We start from the raw sequence: 17,807 nt of genomic DNA on the forward strand, positions 1-17,807 counted from the left end.
GCTGAGCAAGCGGTTCAATTGTGGGATGGTTTGGACTCAGGAGTTGCAATGATCCTCAGCAAAGCGCTTTTCTTGAAGCGCGATAACGTAGGAATCGCGGCCATTGCCGCCGGATTGGCGGTGTGTTGGTTGACACAGACACCGTTCGCCATGGTGGCCCCGATCGGCCTAGCTTTTTTTCAAGACCGGACGAGCACCGTTCAAATTCTGAACGCGAGCCTCGCCGTCGCGGTGACCATCTCAATGTTTGTCATCGAAAGCCACGGATCGGGCCGCCCCGCGATATGGGGTGCACTCCTTTCGCTTACTTTCCTAGCCGTTGCGGCTTTCTACGCAGCCAACGCCAAGTCCGGCCGCGTGAGAAAGGGAACCGGACGCCGTCCACAAAGACGCCAGCCGATTGATGCCTCGGCGGAGTTTTTGGGTCTTATGCACCCGCACGACCGCGCCACGGCTGAGCAGGCTGCTGCACGGGCGTTTTGGACTGGCGTCCCTCAGGTGATGAGATTCCGTCTCAGGCAGCAGGATGGCAATTACGTGTGGAGCGAAGTTCGCACCGATCCCACCTACGGCGTGCGCGGGAATGTCGATGTCCTGTCTACCGACGAGGAACAACCGATGTGCATTGACGGCGAACGGCTTGACGCTGCTGGTTTGGGACCGGTTCGGGCGGCGCACGTTGTCGAGGAGCTGTTCGGAAATGGGTGGGCGTTCGATGCCGAGGGGCGGTGGATCTATCTGCCGTTGTTCGCTCAGGCCACGCTCGGCAAGACACCGGACGAGCTAAATCGCTCCTTGGACGATGGCTATATCGCCTGGAAGCAGTTGCTTCATCCCGACGAGTACGATGCGGTAGCTGAAAAATGGTCTCATTCGATAAGGACCGGCGAGCCATTCAACGCCGAACATCGCATCCGACGCAAATCTGGTTTCGCGTGGGCCAGAAGCGCCGCCAGGTCGGTTCGCAACAAAGGGGGCCTGATCGTTGGATGGTACGGCACATCGATTGACATCGACGTACAGCGAAAGACCCTGTCGGACCTGAAAGCGCGAGAGCAAAGTCTCACGCAACTCATCGATATGGTTCCGGGCCGGCTCTGGATGCTTGCACCGGACGGACAACCGATATTCCACAACAAGCGTCTGACCGACTACCTCGGTTTCGCCATCCCCGACGTTCGAACAGAAGGGACGGCATCGCTGGAACTCAATGTGGAGCAGGTTATCCATCCCGACGACATCGAGAGCGTCACAGCAACACTGCAGCGCTCCCTTGCCACCGGAGTTAGCTTTTCAAGTCGTTACCGGGTTCGTCGATCAGACGGCGTGTACCGCTGGATGGAGGGGCGCGCGGAACCTTTCCGGGATCAAGATGGGCGAATCCTCCAATGGTATGGGATTTCTCATGACATAGACGGCCAGATAAATGCTGAAGATGCGCTCAGTCGAAGTGAGCGGCATCTCCACGGACTGCTCGATGCCCTGCCGATACAAGTCTGTAGCTGGCTGCCGTCTGGTGAGATGACCTACATCAATAAGCGGTATTCGGATGCACTCGGGTTCGCCGATGCCAACTTTTCCGACTTCCTGGCCACCGCACGCGCGCTGATTCATCCCGATGATGTGGAAAAGGTTTCCAGGACAGCCGCGCATTGTCTTAGTACAGGGCAAACCTTCGCCTTCCGGTACCGTCGTCGCTCGAGCGACGGATCGTTTCGCTGGCTCGACAGCAGGTTTGAGCCGCTTCGCGATGAAAGTGGAACTATTTCCGAATGGTACGGTCTCGTCATCGATGTCGATGATGAGGTCCAGGTACAGGAAAAGCTGCGCGCCGCTCAAGTGGAACTGGCCCGCGCAAGTCAGGCGGCCACCCTTGCCGAACTCTCCGCATCGATCGCCCATGAGGTGGCGCAACCGTTGGCGGCGCTCGTTTCGAGTTCGGACGCCTGCCAAAGGTGGTTGACGTCTGAGCCGCCGAACGTCGAGCGTGCATTGGGGACGCTGGAGCGCGTCATTCAGAGTGCAGATTCCGCCGTGGACGTGGTGGCGCGGATCCGCGCGCTGTTCAAACAGGGCGTGGACGCGCGGACGGTCTCGGACCTAGGGTCGGTGATCAGCAAAACGTGCGACCTCTTGGCCGATGAGGCGACCGGTCACCATGTCCGATGGGACGTGGTGATCGATGAGGGCTTGCCGGCTCTCACGTTCGACGAGGTCCAGATCCAGCAGGTTTTGGTCAATCTCATGCGCAATGCCATCGAGGCGATGGATAGTACTTCCGATAGGCGCATATTGACGGTCCGTGCTCGTCACTTGGACGGCGCCGTACGTGTCGAAATCGGCGACACTGGCCGTGGCATCGAATGTCCGGAGCGGATATTTGAGGCATTTTTCACCACCAAAGCTGAAGGCATGGGAATGGGACTGGCGATCTGCCGCTCCATCATCGAGTCGCATGGGGGGCGGCTGTGGGCTGAGGCTGTTGAGCCGCACGGCGCGAAATTCACCTTCACTTTGATGACTGACACAGCAATCCGGCCCTGAACCCAAACCAACGTTTACCATCACAAGGCAGAAACCAGTGATAAAATCACCTCACGAAGTAACTCCGCATGACAACCAGGCTAGGCCGATCGCGCGTCTAATGTCAGACAGGGCCACAATAGGCGAGGCGCCGTGAACTCATCTGTCGAACCCATCATCTACGTCGTCGACGACGATGAACGAATGCGGGAGTCGCTGTTGGATCTCTTCACGTTCGCCAAGAAGCGTGCGTCCGCCTTTTCGAGCGGAACAGAATTTCTGGAGCAGGCCAACACCAATGCGCCCGGTTGCGTGGTGATCGACCTGCATATGCCTGGAAGCACCGGTCTCGACGTGCAAAACCAACTCATTTCAATGGGCAGCAAGATGCCCGTCATCTTTTTGACTGGTCGGGCCGACGTACCTGCCACCGTCACTGCGATGAAGGCGGGGGCAACGGACTTCATAACGAAGCCGTTCGTCAATCAGGACCTGCTAGATGCCGTGGAGCGCGCTATTCGAGCAGACGGCGAGAGACGCAAATTGGATGCGGATCACAAAAGGCTGCAGGAACTCGCAGGAACGTTGACGCCACGGGAACAGGAAGTGATGCAAGCGGTCGCTAGCGGACTGATGAACAAGCAGGTCGCTTTTCAGCTTGGCATTTCAGAGATGACCGTGAAGCTTCACCGTATGAACGTCATGAGAAAAATGCACAGCCGGTCGCTGCCCGATCTTGTTCGGAAAGTCGAGAGCCTGCAGAAAGCCTGATTGACGGGTGGCTTGCACCGAGACCATCCATGTCGAGATCGCGTGTGACAGATGTCGACACTATTCGGCGGAGGCCAGCGCTTCGAATGTTGAGCGCAAGTCTGCATCGCCTCTGGCGCGTTTGGTGCAGGCTGGCATCATCCCCACGTCGACGAACACTGTCGTGGCCGGGTCTCACCGCACGTGGGCTCGTCCCGAGGCCGCCGATCTCGCCAAGTTGTATGCCTTGTTGGCACCTAACTACGGCGCTCTGATCGAAAGCTATCAGACGGCTCAGGACGTCGCTAAGGCCAAGGCCTAATCTGCCGCCGGAAGTCAGCGCCCTCCCAAGGCGCGCCGGCTTCGAATAGTTCACGCCTCTCGATATCGTCAGCTACTTCGTCCCAATGGATAAAAAGGACTGGTGTTGGTCACAACCTCCAGCCGCCGTTCCGCGCGCGCCGCGCTGTCCGACGAGCAGCCCAAACCTTTGTTTGGATTACGACGCGCGAAGGCGTGTGCAAGAGTGTCGAAAGCCGTCACCAAGCAGCGCTCAAACAAGCAGCAATCCAATGGGATTGAGCGCCAGTCCGTGACCGTGTGCCCCCGTCGCGACGGAGGTGGCAAGCAAACAAATAGACCAGGAGTTCGCAATGAACGTACAAAAGAAAATTTCCGAAGAAATCAACTTCCATCCCGGTAAGCCCGCTACAGGTGAGCTGGTTCCGTCTCGCTATGCACTGAAGATCGGCGACATCGACGTGATGGTTGTCAGCGACGGCGTGCTGCCGCTTCCCACCCAAATGTTGGGACACAATGCGGATCCCGCTAGTCGCGCGAGCTGGATGGCGGACCAGTTCTTGCCTCCCGAAGCGTTCGACTGGGCTCTGAATGCGGTCGTGGTGCGCAGCGGCGATCAAATCGTTCTCCTCGACGCGGGGTTGGGTCTCGATCCGAATTTGAACCTGCCGCGTGCGGGACAACTGCTTAAGCGACTGGAAGCTGCCGATATCGATCTGACAACGGTGACTGATCTTGTGCTCACCCACTTGCACATGGATCACATCGGCGGGCTTCTCGTCGAGGGGATCAAGGAAAAGCTTCGTCCCGACCTGCGGATCCACATCGCCGCCGCCGAGGCCAAGTTCTGGGAGGCACCGGACTTCACTCGCACAAACATGCCCGACGGCTTCCCCGCCGCGCTTGCGGCAACGGCGAAACGCTTCCTGGCCGAGTATCGCAGCTATCTGCGCCTGTTTGACGAGAAGCAGGACGTTGCTCCGGGCGTCGTCGCGCGTCGCACGGGGGGCCATACTCCGGGTCACTGTGTAATCCGCATCGCGTCTGGAGACGACGCGCTGACGTTTGCCGGAGACGCCGTGTTCGCGGTCGGTTTCGATCATCCCGATTGGTACAACGGCTTCGAGCACGACCCGGAAGAGGCTGCCAGGGTTCGGATCGGTCTCCTCCGGGAACTGTCGGCGAGTGGTGAACTGCTGGTGGCTACCCATCTCCCGTTCCCGTCGCTGGGGCGCGTGGCCGTAGACGGCGATAAATTCCGGTGGGCGCCCATGTACTGGGACTACTGACCGCTGCTGGGCGACGTGTAGGTACAGCTTTTGACAGCGTTTGAGCACTAGATCGTCAAGCGATTTACGCCGAGCCTTTACATCAAGCTTTCTCGTGCGGGGTCCGAGGCGACCTTTGCCTCGCACGGGAAACAGAGTCGATTCCATGAGCGGATTGACCGGCGCAGCCCTGTCGCGGCCATTTTATGCCGACCACCTGCACCAAACGCCGCGGTTTTTTGGAATTCTGGACGGCACACGCCAACACTTTCAACGACAGAAAATCTAAGGAAAAGAACAATGAGCAAGCGCCTCGACTACAACCAGATCGCCCCGGCCGGGATGAAAGCCCTCAACGGACTCTATGGCTACGCCACCACGCAGAGCAGCCTCCCCACGGAGCTGGTCGATCTTGTCTTCCTTCGTGTATCGCAGATCAACAACTGCGCCTTTTGCCTCGACATGCACACACGCGACCTCTTGAAGAAGGAGCAACCGATCGAGAAGATCGCGCTGGTGCAGGCATGGAGGGAAGCCGGGAATCTTTTTGACGCGCGTGAGCGGGCGGCCCTTGCCTGGGCCGAAACCGTAACACGCGTTGCCGAGACCGGCGTTCCCGACAGCGCCTACGAAGCCGCGCGTGCGGTGTTCGACGAACGCGAACTCGTCGATCTGACGCTCGCGACGGGCCTGATGAACGCCTATAACCGCATGGGAATCAGTTTCCGCACGACGCCACAGGCGGCGGTCGGAAAATAAGCCGGCGACGATGTTTGTGGATGTACATGCGTCCACAAGCATCCCATGACGCCACGACGGGGCGCTGTAGGACAAGGGGCGCTCCGGCAAACAAGGGGTTACGACAATGAAGTCAGTCTTGTTATCGCTCTGCGTGTCAAGCATGGTCTGTTCTCTTGGCACTTTGGCGGTCGCCGCCGATGCGGCAACGGTCACATCGCTTGTGAAAAAGGACCTTCCTGACTACCCCGGAAAGGAGGCGCTGATGATATCAGTCGAGTATCCGCCGGGAGGCTCCGATCCGATTCACAAACACGACGCACATGCGTTCATCTACGTTCTGGAGGGTTCAGTCGTGATGCAGGTGAGGGGAGAAAAGCAAGTGACCTTGTCGCCGGGAGAGACCTGGTACGAAGGCCCATCCGACATTCACGTGGTCGGCCGCAATGCAAGCACGACCAAGCCTGCAAAGTTCATCGTCTTGCTTCTCAAGAACAAGGGCGCACCGGTTCTCACGCCGGTGGAGTAACTGTCGGCCCACAGCTGTCACTAAGCAATGTTAGCCTTCGCTGCGCTGCCAACAGGTGAGGTCGGCTCAGCCCGGGACGCAAGCGCTACCGCGTCGGCCCCGGCCGGATAGCGCAGACGGCTCGATCTACTGTCGTTGACCGCTTGCCGGCACCGCCACATCGCCCTCCCTTGTTGTCAATATCGACGGCGGGACAGCCTAGCTTAATAGTCAGCACTGCCACCGATGTAGCTTTCGGTTGGTGTGCGTGTTCCCTCTGGTCCTTCGCCTGCAGGCTTGCCTTCAGGCGCCTCCTTCCTCCGCTTTTGTAAGGGGCAACCGCTTTCAGGTAGCCGTCAGAGTATTGTGACCAAATCGCGGTGCGCCGGGTGTGTTTGGGGAAAAGCACGCCCATCTGACATTGCTATACATTTGGAGCGGATATGACCGACCAGTCTAGCCGTCTTGTGCTGCATACGAATTCGCGTGACGAGGTCTTTGCCGACGAACGCAATGCTGTTGCGGACTTCTCATTCAATTCCACCGTCGCGAACGTCTTCGATGACATGGTCAGCCGCTCGGTTCCGTTCTATGGGGAGATGCAGCGGATGGTTTGCGAGCTGGCAGGGGATTTTGCCCAGCCCCAGTCGAACCTCTACGACATTGGCTGCTCAACGGCCACGACTCTCTTGGCACTCGACCACCTCGTCGACAGCCACGTTGATTTTGTCGGTATCGACAACGCTCCGGACATGCTCAAGAAGGCGGCTGAGAAGATCGAGGAATCGGGAACAAACCGATCGATCGAGCTTGTCACTGGCGACCTCCACAGAGGCTTCTCTGTGGAGAACGCCAGTGTCGTGACGATGCTGCTTACCCTGCAATTCGTACGTCCGCTTTTCCGCGAACGGGTCATGAAGACGATCTACGACGGTCTCAACGAACACGGATGCCTGCTGCTGATCGAGAAGTTGACTAGCGAGGACACGACCTTCAACAGGCTGTTCATCGACCACTACTACGATTTCAAACGGCGTAACGGATACTCCTCGATCGAAATATCGAAGAAGCGGGAGGCGTTGGAAAACGTCCTCATCCCGTACCGCCTTGAGGAGAACATCCAGTTGCTCAAGGAGGTGGGCTTCAAGAGCACGGAAGTATTCTTCCGTTGGTACAATTTCTGCGGCATCGTCGCGGTGAAGTGAGACAAAAGACCATGAAGATTCTCATGCTCGCCTTCGGGACTTTCTTTTTTAAGTACCGAAACCAGGCGTTTCCTCTTATCATCGTCGCATTGTTTATTGCCGCCCCGCCGACGACCACCGTTCTGGGTAGCGCGGCACTCGAGCAAACGAAGGACATCATTGCACTGCTCATCGTCCTAGCGGGTTTGGTGCTGCGCGCAACCGTTATCGGCTATGCCTACATCAAGCGCGGCGGCCTGAATAAGCGCGTGTATGCCAACGATCTGGTCACGGAAGGCATGTTCGGCGTTTGCCGCAACCCGTTGTATGTGGGAAACATGCTTATTTACGCGGGCCTCTTCCTGTTCCACGGCAATCCGGTGGTCGTTGTTGTCGGAAGTTTGCTGTTCGGGTTTATCTATCAGTGCATCGTCTACGCCGAAGAGGAGTTCCTCGCTAACAAGTTCGGGGAGGCCTACAGTGCTTATTGTCGGGATGTCCCCAGATGGGGACTGAAGCTGAGTGCGTTCTCGGCGTCCACCGAGGGAATGGCATTCAATATGAGACGAGTTATCGCCAAGGACTACTCAACGATCTCGTCAACGCTGATCGCGCTGTTGGCCACCGAGTTTTACAGGGTAGCGGCCGATTCCATAACCGATCAGGAACTCTCTTACGCGATAGTGCTTGTAGGCCTTTTCGTCGGGGTAATTGCACTCACCGGTCTGGTGAGCTCGCTGAAAAAAATGGGAGTCTTTGACGAATTGACTGTCGCACGCTGAAAATGCCAGTCGAGGCTGACGACGACCTGGAGGGTGCCGACTAGAGAGCCGGAAGCCAGACGAGCACCAGTACAAAGATCCTCAGATCATCTACAGGTCGAAGCCAGTTGAAGACGCCGTTGCGCCGCGAGCAGTGGCCTGCAGAAGATATCCACAAAGCATTAATCCTGTCGATTTTCGCGGTCGCGTGCAGTCCACGAAGTCGGCACTGTGCGAAAAGGTATTAGGATTCAAAGGTTCGCGAAGCCCAACAGAAAGGCTTGTGCCGCGTATCTCAGCCTAATGTCCGGTCCCCCGGATCTCTTCGCCAACGGGTTGCTGGGCTACTCCCTGCTTCAGGTCGCACTGTTGATCCGGGCAACTGGGCGGCAACGCTAGGCACGACCGCGTTGGCTTCCGCCTCCATGAGGATGGTGTCCCGTGGCGGTGACAGTATCGGCGCCCAGCTCGCGCCGTATCTGTTCTTCTTTGCCAATGTGCTGGTGGTGGCTTGCCGTAGGGACGATAGCACTGCTGGCACAGGGAAGGCTCTTGCCCAGGTCGCCCGTTCGAGCGGCCGAGTAGCTCAATGAGGAAGCCTGAACAGGTGCCGTATCTTGGCCGCCAGTGAAATCGGATGTGCCTCCGCGCCGGCGCTGCCATCGGCCCTGAGGTGCTCCTCGGTCTCCACGCGCTTCGCCAAGAGCTGGCTCAGTTCCTCCACGAGCGCAGGACGCTCGTGCATCACGCTCGCGAGATGGTCCTTCGAGATCTCATAGACGACGACGAAGGTGAGGGCGCGCATCGTGGCGGGCTCCGGCGCCCCCATCAGAACCCCACGTTCGCCGAATAGATCTCCGGGGGCCAGTCGGGTCAGCTCCTCGCGCCCGCCATCGTCATCGTCCAGCTCGACCGACACGACTCCGCTGCGCACGATCATCAGAGACGTCATTGAGGCATTCTGCGGTGCGATCACCGCCCCCTTCTTGAACGTGCAACGCGTCATGCTATTTGCGACCGTCTCCATCTCGTCTTCCGTGAGAGCCGAGAACAGCGGGATCGATGTCAGGAGCCGCCAAGGCGTGCCGGGATGTTTGGAAGAGTCTGACGACGTTGCTTCCATTAGAACGTTCGCCGCCGTCGAGAGCTGGATGCCTGCCGCCTTTGCATGCCGATAAACCAGGTCGAAGATCTCGTTCTTGGCAATTCCGGTTTGGCCGAGGCTGGCGACCTTGAAGGACAACTCGACCTCGACCGCGGAACCGTCGAGACCTGTGACTGACACGGACGGCGGAGGGAACTTCAGAATCGAGTTCGCGCTGAGGAGCACCGTTTTCATCGTCTCCTCGATGGCCGCCGGCGTTCGTGTCGGAAGTGCCCTGATGACCACCTTGGATCCATGGACGGAGTCAGTACCTGTGAGATTCGTCAGCGTGGCCTTGGCGAGTGTGCTGTTGGGAACGATCACCAGGTCGTTCGTGTCGTTCAGGAGATGCGTCGAACGCCAGTTCGTTTCGACCACCTGACCGCGGACGCCTCCTTCGACCTCGATCCAGTCGCCAACGGTGTACGGACGTCCAAGGTTCAGTGCGATCCCGGAAAAAACGTCGTTCAGGGTGCTCTGTAGTGCGAGACCCAGCACGATGGCGAAGACCCCGGAGGTAGCGATCAGGGTTCGCACCGGAAGGTCAAACACGAAGGCTATGATGGAGAGAGCCGCACCGAGATAGATAAAAGCGACCAGCAAGTCCTGGATCAGGCGTCCTTCTCGGGGCTTTCGCTCGAAGATGAGGTAGACGCGCACTGAGCTGGCCAGAACCATCGCACCGCCAACCCACCATGTTGCCTTGGCGATACCGATGAACGTCTTGTGCGTGAGATCTTCATCGACGACTCCCGCAGTCCAGGGAGCCACATCGTTGCCCACGAGCAAGATGGTGAGGATGACGAAGAATACAATGTGAACGAGGAACCGCTGTGTCGGCTTCCCGCGGACGAGGGCTCTCGCGAACACCAGGACGAGGACAAGCGCCGCGAACTGGGTGATCGGATCGAGCGCAAGCTGCAGAACGTTGTCCATGGACGTCATCTTCACGTGGCCTGTTGATGTCCGCGCTATTGACAGTGCAGGAGCATCCCTCGTCAAGAAGGCGCGTGACTGGTTGGGACATGCAAAGGCACTAGGCCAGAGCACGCTCGGGCTGTTGAGGGGGTGGTAACGGCGTAGGAGCGATGTAAGCGCTCTCGCCTATTGACGGTCATGCGCTCGGGAAAATCGCGAGCGGATGGGTAGCTGGCTTGACGGCCCGCCATTCGATGCCGAGTCAGATATAGCTCGTGTCCACCCCAGGGGCTTTCGATTGCGTCGGATGTAGGTGTCTGGCGTGAAAGGTGGATTCCTGATGTCAGAAAGCCTGAAAGCGGGAGGGCCTCCGATAGTTTGACGGGGGCCTTTGCGGGACTCGGGCGGGGTGGTCGCCCAGGTCCGCCGCAGCTACGATGTAGGAGTCGGGTCAGACAGCAACAACGGACGGTCTTCTTCAACGGTACAGATCGACGGACATGTTCAGTCAGAGCAAGGTCGTCGCAACGCTGAAGGAAAGTGTGCTTCCGGTCGGATCCGAGGAACTGCTCTTCGCCCGTGCGGAGATGCAAAGCATCGCAGTCAGGATAGCAGGTGTCTTCTACGACGATGGGTTCGCCTGCAACGTGGGCATCTCATTACACGACGCTTGGGGCCACCAGTAGCTTTTCATGGTTTCCGGATCGGATTGCTCGCAAGCTGAGGTTGCCGATCTGGTCTTCGGGCTGACGAAGGCTTTGGACAATCTCATGCGCGGGAGTGGTGAAGCCAAACTGCTATCCCGTAGAGAGCTCGAACGTCTGCGTTGGTCGGCGGCGGGGAAGAGTAGTGACGAGATTGCAATTATCCTGAGCTTGAGCGGCCACACGGTCACAGCATATCTGAAGACCGCGATGAAGAAGCTGGACGTCAAAACGCGCGTGCAAGCAGTCGTCATGGCGTATCGGCTTAAGCTGCTTTGACCCGGATTGGGCGGTGCGGCCCTTATGCTGCCATCGTTTGTGGCGAACAACGGCCAGCCGACGTCCGGCCCTATACGAAATGACATGAGGAATTTTAGATGCTGAAGATCGCCATTGCCACAGCGACTGCACTGCTTGCCATTGCGCCACTGGCGCATGCATCAAGCGACGCGGCGTGGAACGCGCTCTATGCAAAGTCCAATGGCACCTGCATCGGGCAATCACGTATGGTGTCTCCAGAGGCGACTGCCCCAGTCGTTTTCGATGATGCCACCGCAAAGGTCGCTGTCCTGCTTAGAGAGAAGAACCCGAAGACGAAGAAACTCGTCAATGTGATCTGCCTGTACGACAAGAAGTCCGGCAAGGCGTCGATCGCTGAGTATCGATGGTTGGGTCAGTAATACAGTCTCGCGGCGCGCCTCCCGAAGCGAATTGCTGCTTCCGATATTCTCGGCGGGATCGCCCCAAACTTCAGGACAGTGCAGTCCTCTTGCGTCGGGCGATGCTAATTCGCTTCAGCACAACTGCGCCGTCGTATTCCGCGACGGCGTCTTTTCCGGTCGAGCAACGGCGCATACCCGAATCTTTCTTCCTGGACACGGTGCCCGTCCCCCGGCTCGGTCTGATAGGCCACGCCGGGGCGGCCCGACGTGTGAATGAGCGCCGCCGACGCAACGTGTTCGGCGACCCTAGCCTCAACTATCGCAGCACCTCGGGAAGAAGTGTGCTTGAAAAGTCCTGGTAGGATACGGGCCTCAGGAAACGGTAGATGGCCAGCGTTCCGACGGATGTGGATCGACCGTCTGCGGTTGCAGGGTAGGGACCGCCATGGACCATCGCCGGAGAGACTTCGACACCCGTTCCGAAACCGTTTACGAGCAGGCGGCCCGCAAGCATCTCAAGCTTAGGAACGAGACGGCGAGCATCGGCCTCGTCGTCGTCGGAGACGAATAGCGCCACCGTCAGCTGCCCCTCCAGTGCGTCGATGACCGCTTCGAGTTCCGCAAGGTCCCGGCAGCGAACGACGAGGCCAGCGGCGCCGAACACCTCATCTTGAAGCTCATGATGTTCCAGAAGCGCGGATGCGGTGGTCTCGAATAGAGCGGCCGTGCCTTCAAATTCGCTGCCGGGTTTCCCCGACGCGATGGCCCGCACTTCCGGATGCACGCGGAGGCGTTCGACGCCTTCGCAGAAGGCTCTGGCAATCGACGGGGTCAGCATCGCCTGGGGTGCGACCTCGGGCAGAAGTTCAGCCGTCCTCGCGACGAAGGCATCAAGCGCTTCACCATCTACGGCCAGCAGGAGGCCGGGGTTAGTGCAGAACTGTCCGGCACCGAGGATCAGCGAGGAGACGAAGGCCGATGCGATGCTTTCGACGTCCCGTTCGAGTGCATTCGGAAACAGAATGACCGGATTGATGCTGCTCATCTCGGCGTAGACTGGGATTGGCTGGCGGCGCTTTGACGCAATATCCATCAACGCCGTGCCACCGCGGCGCGACCCAGTGAAGCCCACCGCGCGAATTCGGTGATCGGCAACGAGTTTCTGACCTACCTCGAAACCCGTGTCGAAAAGCAGGGAAAAGGTCCCTGGATGAAGGCGACAGGCCGCCACCGCCCGCTGGACGGCGCGTCCTACGAGTTCAGAGGTTCCCGGATGCGCAGAATGCGCCTTGACGACCACAGGGCAACCAGCCGCGAACGCCGAAGCTGTGTCTCCACCCGCAACAGAGAAAGCGAGCGGGAAATTAGACGCGCCGAAGACTGCAACGGGTCCAATAGGGACATTGCGGAGGCGCAAATCTGGTTTCGGAACGGGCTTTCGGGACGGATCACCTTCATCGAAACGCAGCTCCTGGAAGCGGCCTGCGCGGACTTCCTTTGCAAACAGCCGGAGCTGCCCTGTCGTGCGGTTCCTTTCGCCCTCGAGCCTTCCGCGAGGAAGTCCGGTCTCCGACATGGCCCGGACGATCAGCTCGTCGCCGATCGCCTCGATTTCTGTGGCGATCTTTTCCAGAAATGCAGCTCTGCTTTCGAGGTTAGTCTCGCGATACGATGCGAAGGCTTCCCACGCTTGCGCCGTTGCTGCCTCTACGTCGTCGGGCGACGCGCCTCCGAACGAGACGAGGAGGGATCTCCCGGTGGCTGCCTCAATCCCGTAAAAGTCGCCATTCGAGCCGCGCTTTTCCGTTCCCGCGACGAGCAGGCTTCCGTTGATTGTCATGATCGATGTTCCTTTCAGATGGCCGTAGCGGATATAGGAACTGAGGTTGCTTCTGTCACCACGACTGATACCCCTTATGTAAGGGCGTTCCCGACTGGCGGTCGAAATGATCGAGCGCCACCACCGACTTCATCTCCCGGTATCGCCCCACGCACAATGTCATAGCTCACAGCCGTAAACCCGCTGACGAAGCCGAAGGTCGCACTACTGCAGATGAGAAAAGGTCACAACCTGGCGAGGACTGTGGCCACGTCGGGCTGACGCTCAGAGAGCATCCCATCGCATTTCTTCGACGGGATCTTCAGAAGCGCAACAACTTCACATGTTCAGAGGCGATGAACGTCCGAGACAATCATGGTGGGTTCAGTACAGTGCGGGTTCGCGAGCCGATGATCCTCGGCCACGAGGTGGCTGGAACGATCAAGGCAATCGGTCAGGGCGTTTGCCATCTTGCTGTCGGAGATCGCGTGGCGTGACGATTCGATCTTGTGGTGTCGCCGAACTGTCTAGAAGGCCGGTATCATTATGGACGACACGGACCGAAAGAGCGCTCGCTTGTCAACTTTACTTCCGGGGAAGGCGCACCAGGCATTTCAAAAAACCGTCAATATAAAGAGCTGAAGGACCCAAACCATCGCTTCGCATTCATAAAAATAACGATTTTTTTGAGTCACAAGTTAGCACAAAACCGTGCCACAAAAGACCCAGTCGCCAACCGAAAAGATCAACGAAAACAATCCTCCTGAGAGGAGATGGTGCGGTCGAGAAGACTCGAACTTCCACGGGTTGCCCCACAGCGACCTCAACGCTGCGCGTCTACCAATTCCGCCACGACCGCATCGTGGTAGGTGCCGGTTTGTGCCGGCGACGCAGCATGTAGCAAAAGGTTTTTCGGGACACAAGGGCGATATGACAGATTTTTTCAAAACAGATCACAGCATTTGAATCGGCTTCGAAACGGGGCCATATAGGCCTTCGCAGCGCTGCCTCCGAGCAGCCTCGACAAGGAATGGCCATGTTACGCACAGATCTCGAATACTCCATGATGCCGCGCGAAGGGTCCCGGCCGGTCCGATGGCGCATCGCCGACGGCCTGGTGCCTTATCAGGAGGCTGTGGAAAACATGGAACGCGAGGTCGCTGCGATTGCCGAAGGCGGCGACGAGCTCGTCTGGCTCGTGGAACATCCGCCTCTTTATACAGCCGGGACCAGCGCGGACGCCAAAGACTTGGTGCAGCCGGATCGATTCCCTGTCTTCGCAACGGGACGCGGCGGCGAATATACCTATCACGGACCTGGCCAGCGCGTTGCGTACGTCATGCTCGACCTGAAACGCAGACGCCAGGACGTGCGCGCCTTTGTTGCTGCGCTCGAAGAAGTGGTCATCCGCACGCTTGATTCGATGAACGTCCGCGGCGAGCGGCGCGAGGACCGGGTTGGTGTCTGGGTACGCAGGCCCGACAAAGGAGCTCTGGCCGATGGCACGATGGCGGAGGACAAGATCGCAGCGCTGGGCATCCGGCTGCGGAAGTGGGTAACCTTTCACGGGCTCTCACTGAACGTCGAACCCGATCTCGATCATTTCAGCGGAATCGTCCCGTGCGGGATTTCGGCCTACGGCGTAACGAGCCTCGTCGATCTTGGGCTGCCGGTCATGATGGCCGATGTCGACATCCTTCTTCGGGAGGCATTCGAATCGGTTTTCGGAGAGACGGTCAACGGCTAGGGGACACGGGGCCACCCTTTTAGTGAGTGGCAAAGGGCCGGATAACCAACCGGCCCTTTGCTGCGGCTCGCTATTTATCACCGATGTCGCGGCAGGCATCGGAATGTGATGCCCCGCTATCGCCGCCGGCGGTATGCACCTTGGAGTTCGTCTTCATGTAGTCGCAGTCGGGCAGGGGCTTGATGCTGGCCGTCGTCGTCCTGTCAACGTTCGGCGACATATGGGTCGGCGCAAAACCGTCGCTGTCATTCGTGTAGTCGTCGGAATATTCAGGTGCCTTGCGATTGACGTAGTGCACCGGCTTTTTCGCCGTGGTCTGGACGGGCGCGAAGCCGTCACTGTCATTGCTGTAGTCGTTCGAGTACTGGGTTTGAGCGAAGGCCGCACCTGCAAGGCCGAGGACGAGAATGGAAGTGGCGGCAGCAAATCTGAAGCGCATGGAATATCTCCTCAATTCTTCGTTGTAATCACAACGATACCAAACCCTCGGCAACGACGACTTCGCGCTCGAATTGCGGCAAGAATGTGAGTGAAAAATCACGTGGGCAGCGCCGCTTTATCAAATGAAATCACAGATACGCGACCCGATTTGACAGCTTTGTGATAGCACGCTGTTTTCTAAGCCACGGCGGGTATTCAGCAAAGTTTGCACAACCAAAGAGGGATCGTTTATTCCTCTGCACCACCACTACGCACGCGACTTCTCCCACCGTTTCACCAGTCGCTCGCGCTTGAGTCTCGACAGACGTTGTATCCAGAAGACGCCGTCGAGCTGATCGATCTCGTGCTGGATGCAAACTGCGAGGAATCCCTCCGCATCCTCCTCCTGCTCAGCCCCAGCTAGATCACGGTAGCGAACGCGAATCGCCTTGGGCCGCACAACCTCGTCGGTCACACCAGGCATCGAGACGCTTCCTTCGACATGGCGAATCGTCTCGTCGGAGGCAAAACTGATTTCAGGATTGACGTAGTGGCGTATGCCTTCGTCGCGGCTGAGCTCGATGACGACCACCCGAAGAAAAACGCCGATGTGGGCAGCGGTGATGCCGACCCCGGGGGCGGCCCGCATCGTATCCAGCAGATCATCAGCGAGTCCACGAAGGCTTTGGTCGAAAACCTCGACAGGCCTGCAAACGGTTCGGAGACCGACGTCGGGGAAACGCAATATTGGGCGGACAGCCACTGCCAAGGCTCCTCATTCAAGATGCAGGGAAACTATCGTTGCGCAGGCGCATTGTCATCCAGGCAAGGCGTTTGCGGCTGGACGGACCTCTAGCTTTCCGCTAGCACGAATCTCGACACTTCGGCGCTTAGTCATTGAACTTCAAACGAGATGCGAGGGCGGCAAATCATGACGAACGACGCAGAAGAGCTCGTCCGCCCGCGGCCAGATAGCGGCGAAACCGACATCTATGATGAAAATGGCAACGTCCGTGGCGATTTCCTCGCGCTGGTCGGCGCAGCCATCGCCGATCGCGACACGATCTTCCTGCGCCAACACGTCGCGCGCCTGCACGAATCGGAAATAGGCGACCTTCTCGAATCGCTGCAGCCCGACCAACGACTTGCGCTCGTTCGCCTGCTTGGCGACGAATTCGACATGACGGCGCTGACGGAGGTCGACGAAACGATTCGTCGCGAGATCGTCGACCAGATGCCGAACGAGCAGATCGCCGCGGCAATCGGTGAACTCGATTCGGACGACGCTGTTTACATTCTCGAGGACCTCGACACCGAGGACCGGGAAGAAATCCTTGCGCAGCTGCCGTTTACCGAACGGGTGCGCTTGCGGCGCGCACTTGACTACCCCGAAAGCTCGGCTGGGCGCCGCATGCAGACCGAATTCGTCGCTGTTCCGCCGTTTTGGACGGTCGGCCAGACGATCGACTACATGCGCGACGAGGAGGACCTGCCGTACTCCTTCTCGCAGATCTTCGTTATCGACCCGACATTCAAGTTGTTGGGTGCCGTCGATCTGGACAAGATCCTGCGCACAAAGCGGCAAACCAAGATCGAATCCATCATGCGGGAGACGAACCATCCGATTCCCGCAGAGATGGACCAGGAAGAAGCCGCCCAGCTTTTCGAACAGTACGACCTTCTATCTGCCGCTGTCGTCGACGAGAACGACAGGCTGGTCGGCGTCCTCACGATCGACGACGTCGTTGACGTCATCCACGAGGAGGCAGACGAAGATATCAAGCGCCTCGGCGGCGTCGGCGACGAAGAACTGTCCGACAATGTCTTCTCGACGGTGCGCTCGCGCTTTCTCTGGCTGGTGATCAATCTCGGGACAGCGCTGTTGTCGGCAAGCGTCATTGGACTGTTCGACGAATCGATCGAGAAGATGATCGCGCTGGCCGTGCTGATGCCGATCGTTGCATCCATGGGTGGCAATGCGGGAACACAGACGATGACGGTCACCGTCCGCGCCTTGGCGACCGGCGACATCGACATCTACAATGCCGGCCGCATTATTCGTAGAGAGGCGGGGGTCGGCGTCGCCAACGGCGCGCTCTTCTCCGTCATCATGGGTGCGATTGCCGCTACTTGGTTCCACGACTACCAGCTAGGCTTCGTGATCGGCGCGGCGATGGTTATTAATCTCTTTGCGGCGGCGCTTGCCGGAATTCTGTTGCCGTTGCTATTGGATAAAGTCGGCGCAGATCCCGCCATCGCGTCCTCTGTTTTCGTCACAACCGTCACCGATTGCACAGGCTTTTTTGCGTTTCTCGGCATCGCGACATGGTGGTTCGGAATTTAGCCGGCTCGAATTCGCCT

16 protein-coding genes, 1 tRNA gene and 1 pseudogene are annotated in these 17,807 nt (G+C 58.5%); 13 read left to right on the forward strand and 5 right to left on the reverse strand.

From position 1 onward, the window contains the following. Nucleotides 1-48: 48 nt before the first annotated feature. From FHX16_RS22155 to FHX16_RS22185, 7 genes are all read left to right on the forward strand, one after another. Nucleotides 49-2,544, forward strand: a complete 2,496-nt coding sequence (locus tag FHX16_RS22155) for a PAS domain-containing protein (RefSeq protein WP_259130410.1) — start codon at nucleotides 49-51, stop codon at nucleotides 2,542-2,544. Nucleotides 2,545-2,676: 132 nt separating this feature from the next. Beyond that, entirely contained in the window at nucleotides 2,677-3,294 is a 618-nt protein-coding gene (locus FHX16_RS22160; protein ID WP_259130412.1) for a response regulator transcription factor, read from the forward strand. 632 nt (nucleotides 3,295-3,926) lie between these two features. Continuing rightward, a complete protein-coding gene (locus FHX16_RS22165; RefSeq protein ID WP_183757183.1) occupies nucleotides 3,927-4,862 on the forward strand; it encodes an MBL fold metallo-hydrolase in 936 nt (311 codons plus the stop codon). Nucleotides 4,863-5,141: 279 nt separating this feature from the next. After that, the gene (locus tag FHX16_RS22170; RefSeq protein WP_114712384.1) at nucleotides 5,142-5,600 is read left to right on the forward strand and encodes a carboxymuconolactone decarboxylase family protein; all 459 of its coding nucleotides are present in this window, start codon (nucleotides 5,142-5,144) and stop codon (nucleotides 5,598-5,600) included. A gap of 106 nt (nucleotides 5,601-5,706) precedes the next feature. Continuing rightward, entirely contained in the window at nucleotides 5,707-6,108 is a 402-nt protein-coding gene (locus FHX16_RS22175) for a cupin domain-containing protein (protein WP_183864614.1), read from the forward strand. A gap of 422 nt (nucleotides 6,109-6,530) precedes the next feature. Next, nucleotides 6,531-7,292, forward strand: a complete 762-nt coding sequence (cmoA, locus tag FHX16_RS22180; protein WP_183864613.1) for a carboxy-S-adenosyl-L-methionine synthase CmoA — start codon at nucleotides 6,531-6,533, stop codon at nucleotides 7,290-7,292. 11 nt (nucleotides 7,293-7,303) lie between these two features. Beyond that, nucleotides 7,304-8,053, forward strand: coding sequence for an isoprenylcysteine carboxylmethyltransferase family protein (locus FHX16_RS22185; protein ID WP_259130416.1), 750 nt, complete (start codon nucleotides 7,304-7,306; stop codon nucleotides 8,051-8,053). A gap of 565 nt (nucleotides 8,054-8,618) precedes the next feature. Here FHX16_RS22185 and FHX16_RS22190 read toward each other — a convergent pair. Then, a complete protein-coding gene (locus FHX16_RS22190) occupies nucleotides 8,619-10,112 on the reverse strand; it encodes a mechanosensitive ion channel family protein (protein WP_259130417.1) in 1,494 nt (497 codons plus the stop codon). Between the two features lie 482 nt (nucleotides 10,113-10,594). On the opposite strand from FHX16_RS22190, the gene FHX16_RS22195 reads away from it, so the two are divergent. The 3 genes from FHX16_RS22195 to FHX16_RS22205 all read left to right on the forward strand — a co-directional run bounded on the left by FHX16_RS22195 (nucleotide 10,595) and on the right by FHX16_RS22205 (nucleotide 11,478). Beyond that, complete coding sequence (locus FHX16_RS22195) at nucleotides 10,595-10,780, forward strand: hypothetical protein (protein ID WP_259130419.1); 186 nt, start codon at nucleotides 10,595-10,597, stop codon at nucleotides 10,778-10,780. 6 nt (nucleotides 10,781-10,786) lie between these two features. Continuing rightward, complete coding sequence (locus FHX16_RS31465; RefSeq protein ID WP_310503141.1) at nucleotides 10,787-11,077, forward strand: helix-turn-helix transcriptional regulator; 291 nt, start codon at nucleotides 10,787-10,789, stop codon at nucleotides 11,075-11,077. A gap of 98 nt (nucleotides 11,078-11,175) precedes the next feature. After that, nucleotides 11,176-11,478, forward strand: a complete 303-nt coding sequence (locus tag FHX16_RS22205) for a hypothetical protein (RefSeq protein WP_259130421.1) — start codon at nucleotides 11,176-11,178, stop codon at nucleotides 11,476-11,478. A gap of 298 nt (nucleotides 11,479-11,776) precedes the next feature. Here the strand turns inward: FHX16_RS22205 and FHX16_RS22210 are convergent, their stop codons facing one another. Further along, on the reverse strand, nucleotides 11,777-13,300 hold the full coding sequence (locus tag FHX16_RS22210) for an aldehyde dehydrogenase (NADP(+)) (RefSeq protein WP_259130423.1): 1,524 nt from the start codon (nucleotides 13,298-13,300) through the stop codon (nucleotides 11,777-11,779). 350 nt (nucleotides 13,301-13,650) lie between these two features. On the opposite strand from FHX16_RS22210, the pseudogene FHX16_RS22220 reads away from it, so the two are divergent. Beyond that, nucleotides 13,651-13,773: pseudogene (locus FHX16_RS22220) on the forward strand (alcohol dehydrogenase catalytic domain-containing protein); the annotation flags it as partial. Between the two features lie 280 nt (nucleotides 13,774-14,053). On the opposite strand, the gene FHX16_RS22225 reads toward FHX16_RS22220, so the two are convergent. Next, nucleotides 14,054-14,138: transfer RNA gene (locus FHX16_RS22225), tRNA-Leu, on the reverse strand. A gap of 171 nt (nucleotides 14,139-14,309) precedes the next feature. Here FHX16_RS22225 and lipB point away from each other — a divergent pair. Next, nucleotides 14,310-15,026 (forward strand): lipoyl(octanoyl) transferase LipB, encoded by a 717-nt coding sequence (gene lipB / locus FHX16_RS22230; RefSeq protein ID WP_259130426.1) that lies wholly within the window; start codon nucleotides 14,310-14,312, stop codon nucleotides 15,024-15,026. A 70-nt stretch (nucleotides 15,027-15,096) separates the two neighbouring features. Here the strand turns inward: lipB and FHX16_RS22235 are convergent, their stop codons facing one another. Both FHX16_RS22235 and FHX16_RS22240 read right to left on the reverse strand, forming a co-directional pair. After that, on the reverse strand, nucleotides 15,097-15,465 hold the full coding sequence (locus FHX16_RS22235) for a hypothetical protein (RefSeq protein ID WP_183864607.1): 369 nt from the start codon (nucleotides 15,463-15,465) through the stop codon (nucleotides 15,097-15,099). A 249-nt stretch (nucleotides 15,466-15,714) separates the two neighbouring features. Continuing rightward, nucleotides 15,715-16,209: a peptide deformylase gene (locus FHX16_RS22240; protein WP_183864606.1), complete on the reverse strand. Its 495-nt coding sequence runs from the start codon at nucleotides 16,207-16,209 to the stop codon at nucleotides 15,715-15,717. Nucleotides 16,210-16,377: 168 nt separating this feature from the next. Between FHX16_RS22240 and mgtE the strand changes: the two genes are divergently transcribed. Further along, nucleotides 16,378-17,790 (forward strand): magnesium transporter, encoded by a 1,413-nt coding sequence (gene mgtE / locus FHX16_RS22245; RefSeq protein ID WP_210296781.1) that lies wholly within the window; start codon nucleotides 16,378-16,380, stop codon nucleotides 17,788-17,790. Nucleotides 17,791-17,807: the final 17 nt, after the last annotated feature.

Origin of the sequence: Rhizobium sp. BK661, assembly GCF_024808825.1 — a bacterium.
Classification (GTDB): Bacteria; Pseudomonadota; Alphaproteobacteria; order Rhizobiales; family Rhizobiaceae; genus Rhizobium.

Excerpts from the sequence above, each read along its gene's own strand:
- mgtE (WP_210296781.1), top strand. The coding sequence starts at position 16,378 with ATGACGAACGACGCAGAAGAGCTCGTCCGCCCGCGGCCAGATAGCGGC.
- FHX16_RS22175 (WP_183864614.1), top strand. The coding sequence starts at position 5,707 with ATGAAGTCAGTCTTGTTATCGCTCTGCGTGTCAAGCATGGTCTGTTCT.
- lipB (WP_259130426.1), top strand. The coding sequence starts at position 14,310 with ATGGCCATGTTACGCACAGATCTCGAATACTCCATGATGCCGCGCGAA.
- FHX16_RS31465 (WP_310503141.1), top strand. The coding sequence starts at position 10,787 with ATGGTTTCCGGATCGGATTGCTCGCAAGCTGAGGTTGCCGATCTGGTC.
- FHX16_RS22185 (WP_259130416.1), top strand. The coding sequence starts at position 7,304 with ATGAAGATTCTCATGCTCGCCTTCGGGACTTTCTTTTTTAAGTACCGA.
- FHX16_RS22210 (WP_259130423.1), bottom strand. The coding sequence starts at position 13,300 with ATGACAATCAACGGAAGCCTGCTCGTCGCGGGAACGGAAAAGCGCGGC.
- FHX16_RS22155 (WP_259130410.1), top strand. The coding sequence starts at position 49 with ATGATCCTCAGCAAAGCGCTTTTCTTGAAGCGCGATAACGTAGGAATC.
- FHX16_RS22190 (WP_259130417.1), bottom strand. The coding sequence starts at position 10,112 with ATGGACAACGTTCTGCAGCTTGCGCTCGATCCGATCACCCAGTTCGCG.
- FHX16_RS22205 (WP_259130421.1), top strand. The coding sequence starts at position 11,176 with ATGCTGAAGATCGCCATTGCCACAGCGACTGCACTGCTTGCCATTGCG.
- FHX16_RS22235 (WP_183864607.1), bottom strand. The coding sequence starts at position 15,465 with ATGCGCTTCAGATTTGCTGCCGCCACTTCCATTCTCGTCCTCGGCCTT.
- FHX16_RS22195 (WP_259130419.1), top strand. The coding sequence starts at position 10,595 with ATGTTCAGTCAGAGCAAGGTCGTCGCAACGCTGAAGGAAAGTGTGCTT.
- FHX16_RS22165 (WP_183757183.1), top strand. The coding sequence starts at position 3,927 with ATGAACGTACAAAAGAAAATTTCCGAAGAAATCAACTTCCATCCCGGT.
- cmoA (WP_183864613.1), top strand. The coding sequence starts at position 6,531 with ATGACCGACCAGTCTAGCCGTCTTGTGCTGCATACGAATTCGCGTGAC.
- FHX16_RS22170 (WP_114712384.1), top strand. The coding sequence starts at position 5,142 with ATGAGCAAGCGCCTCGACTACAACCAGATCGCCCCGGCCGGGATGAAA.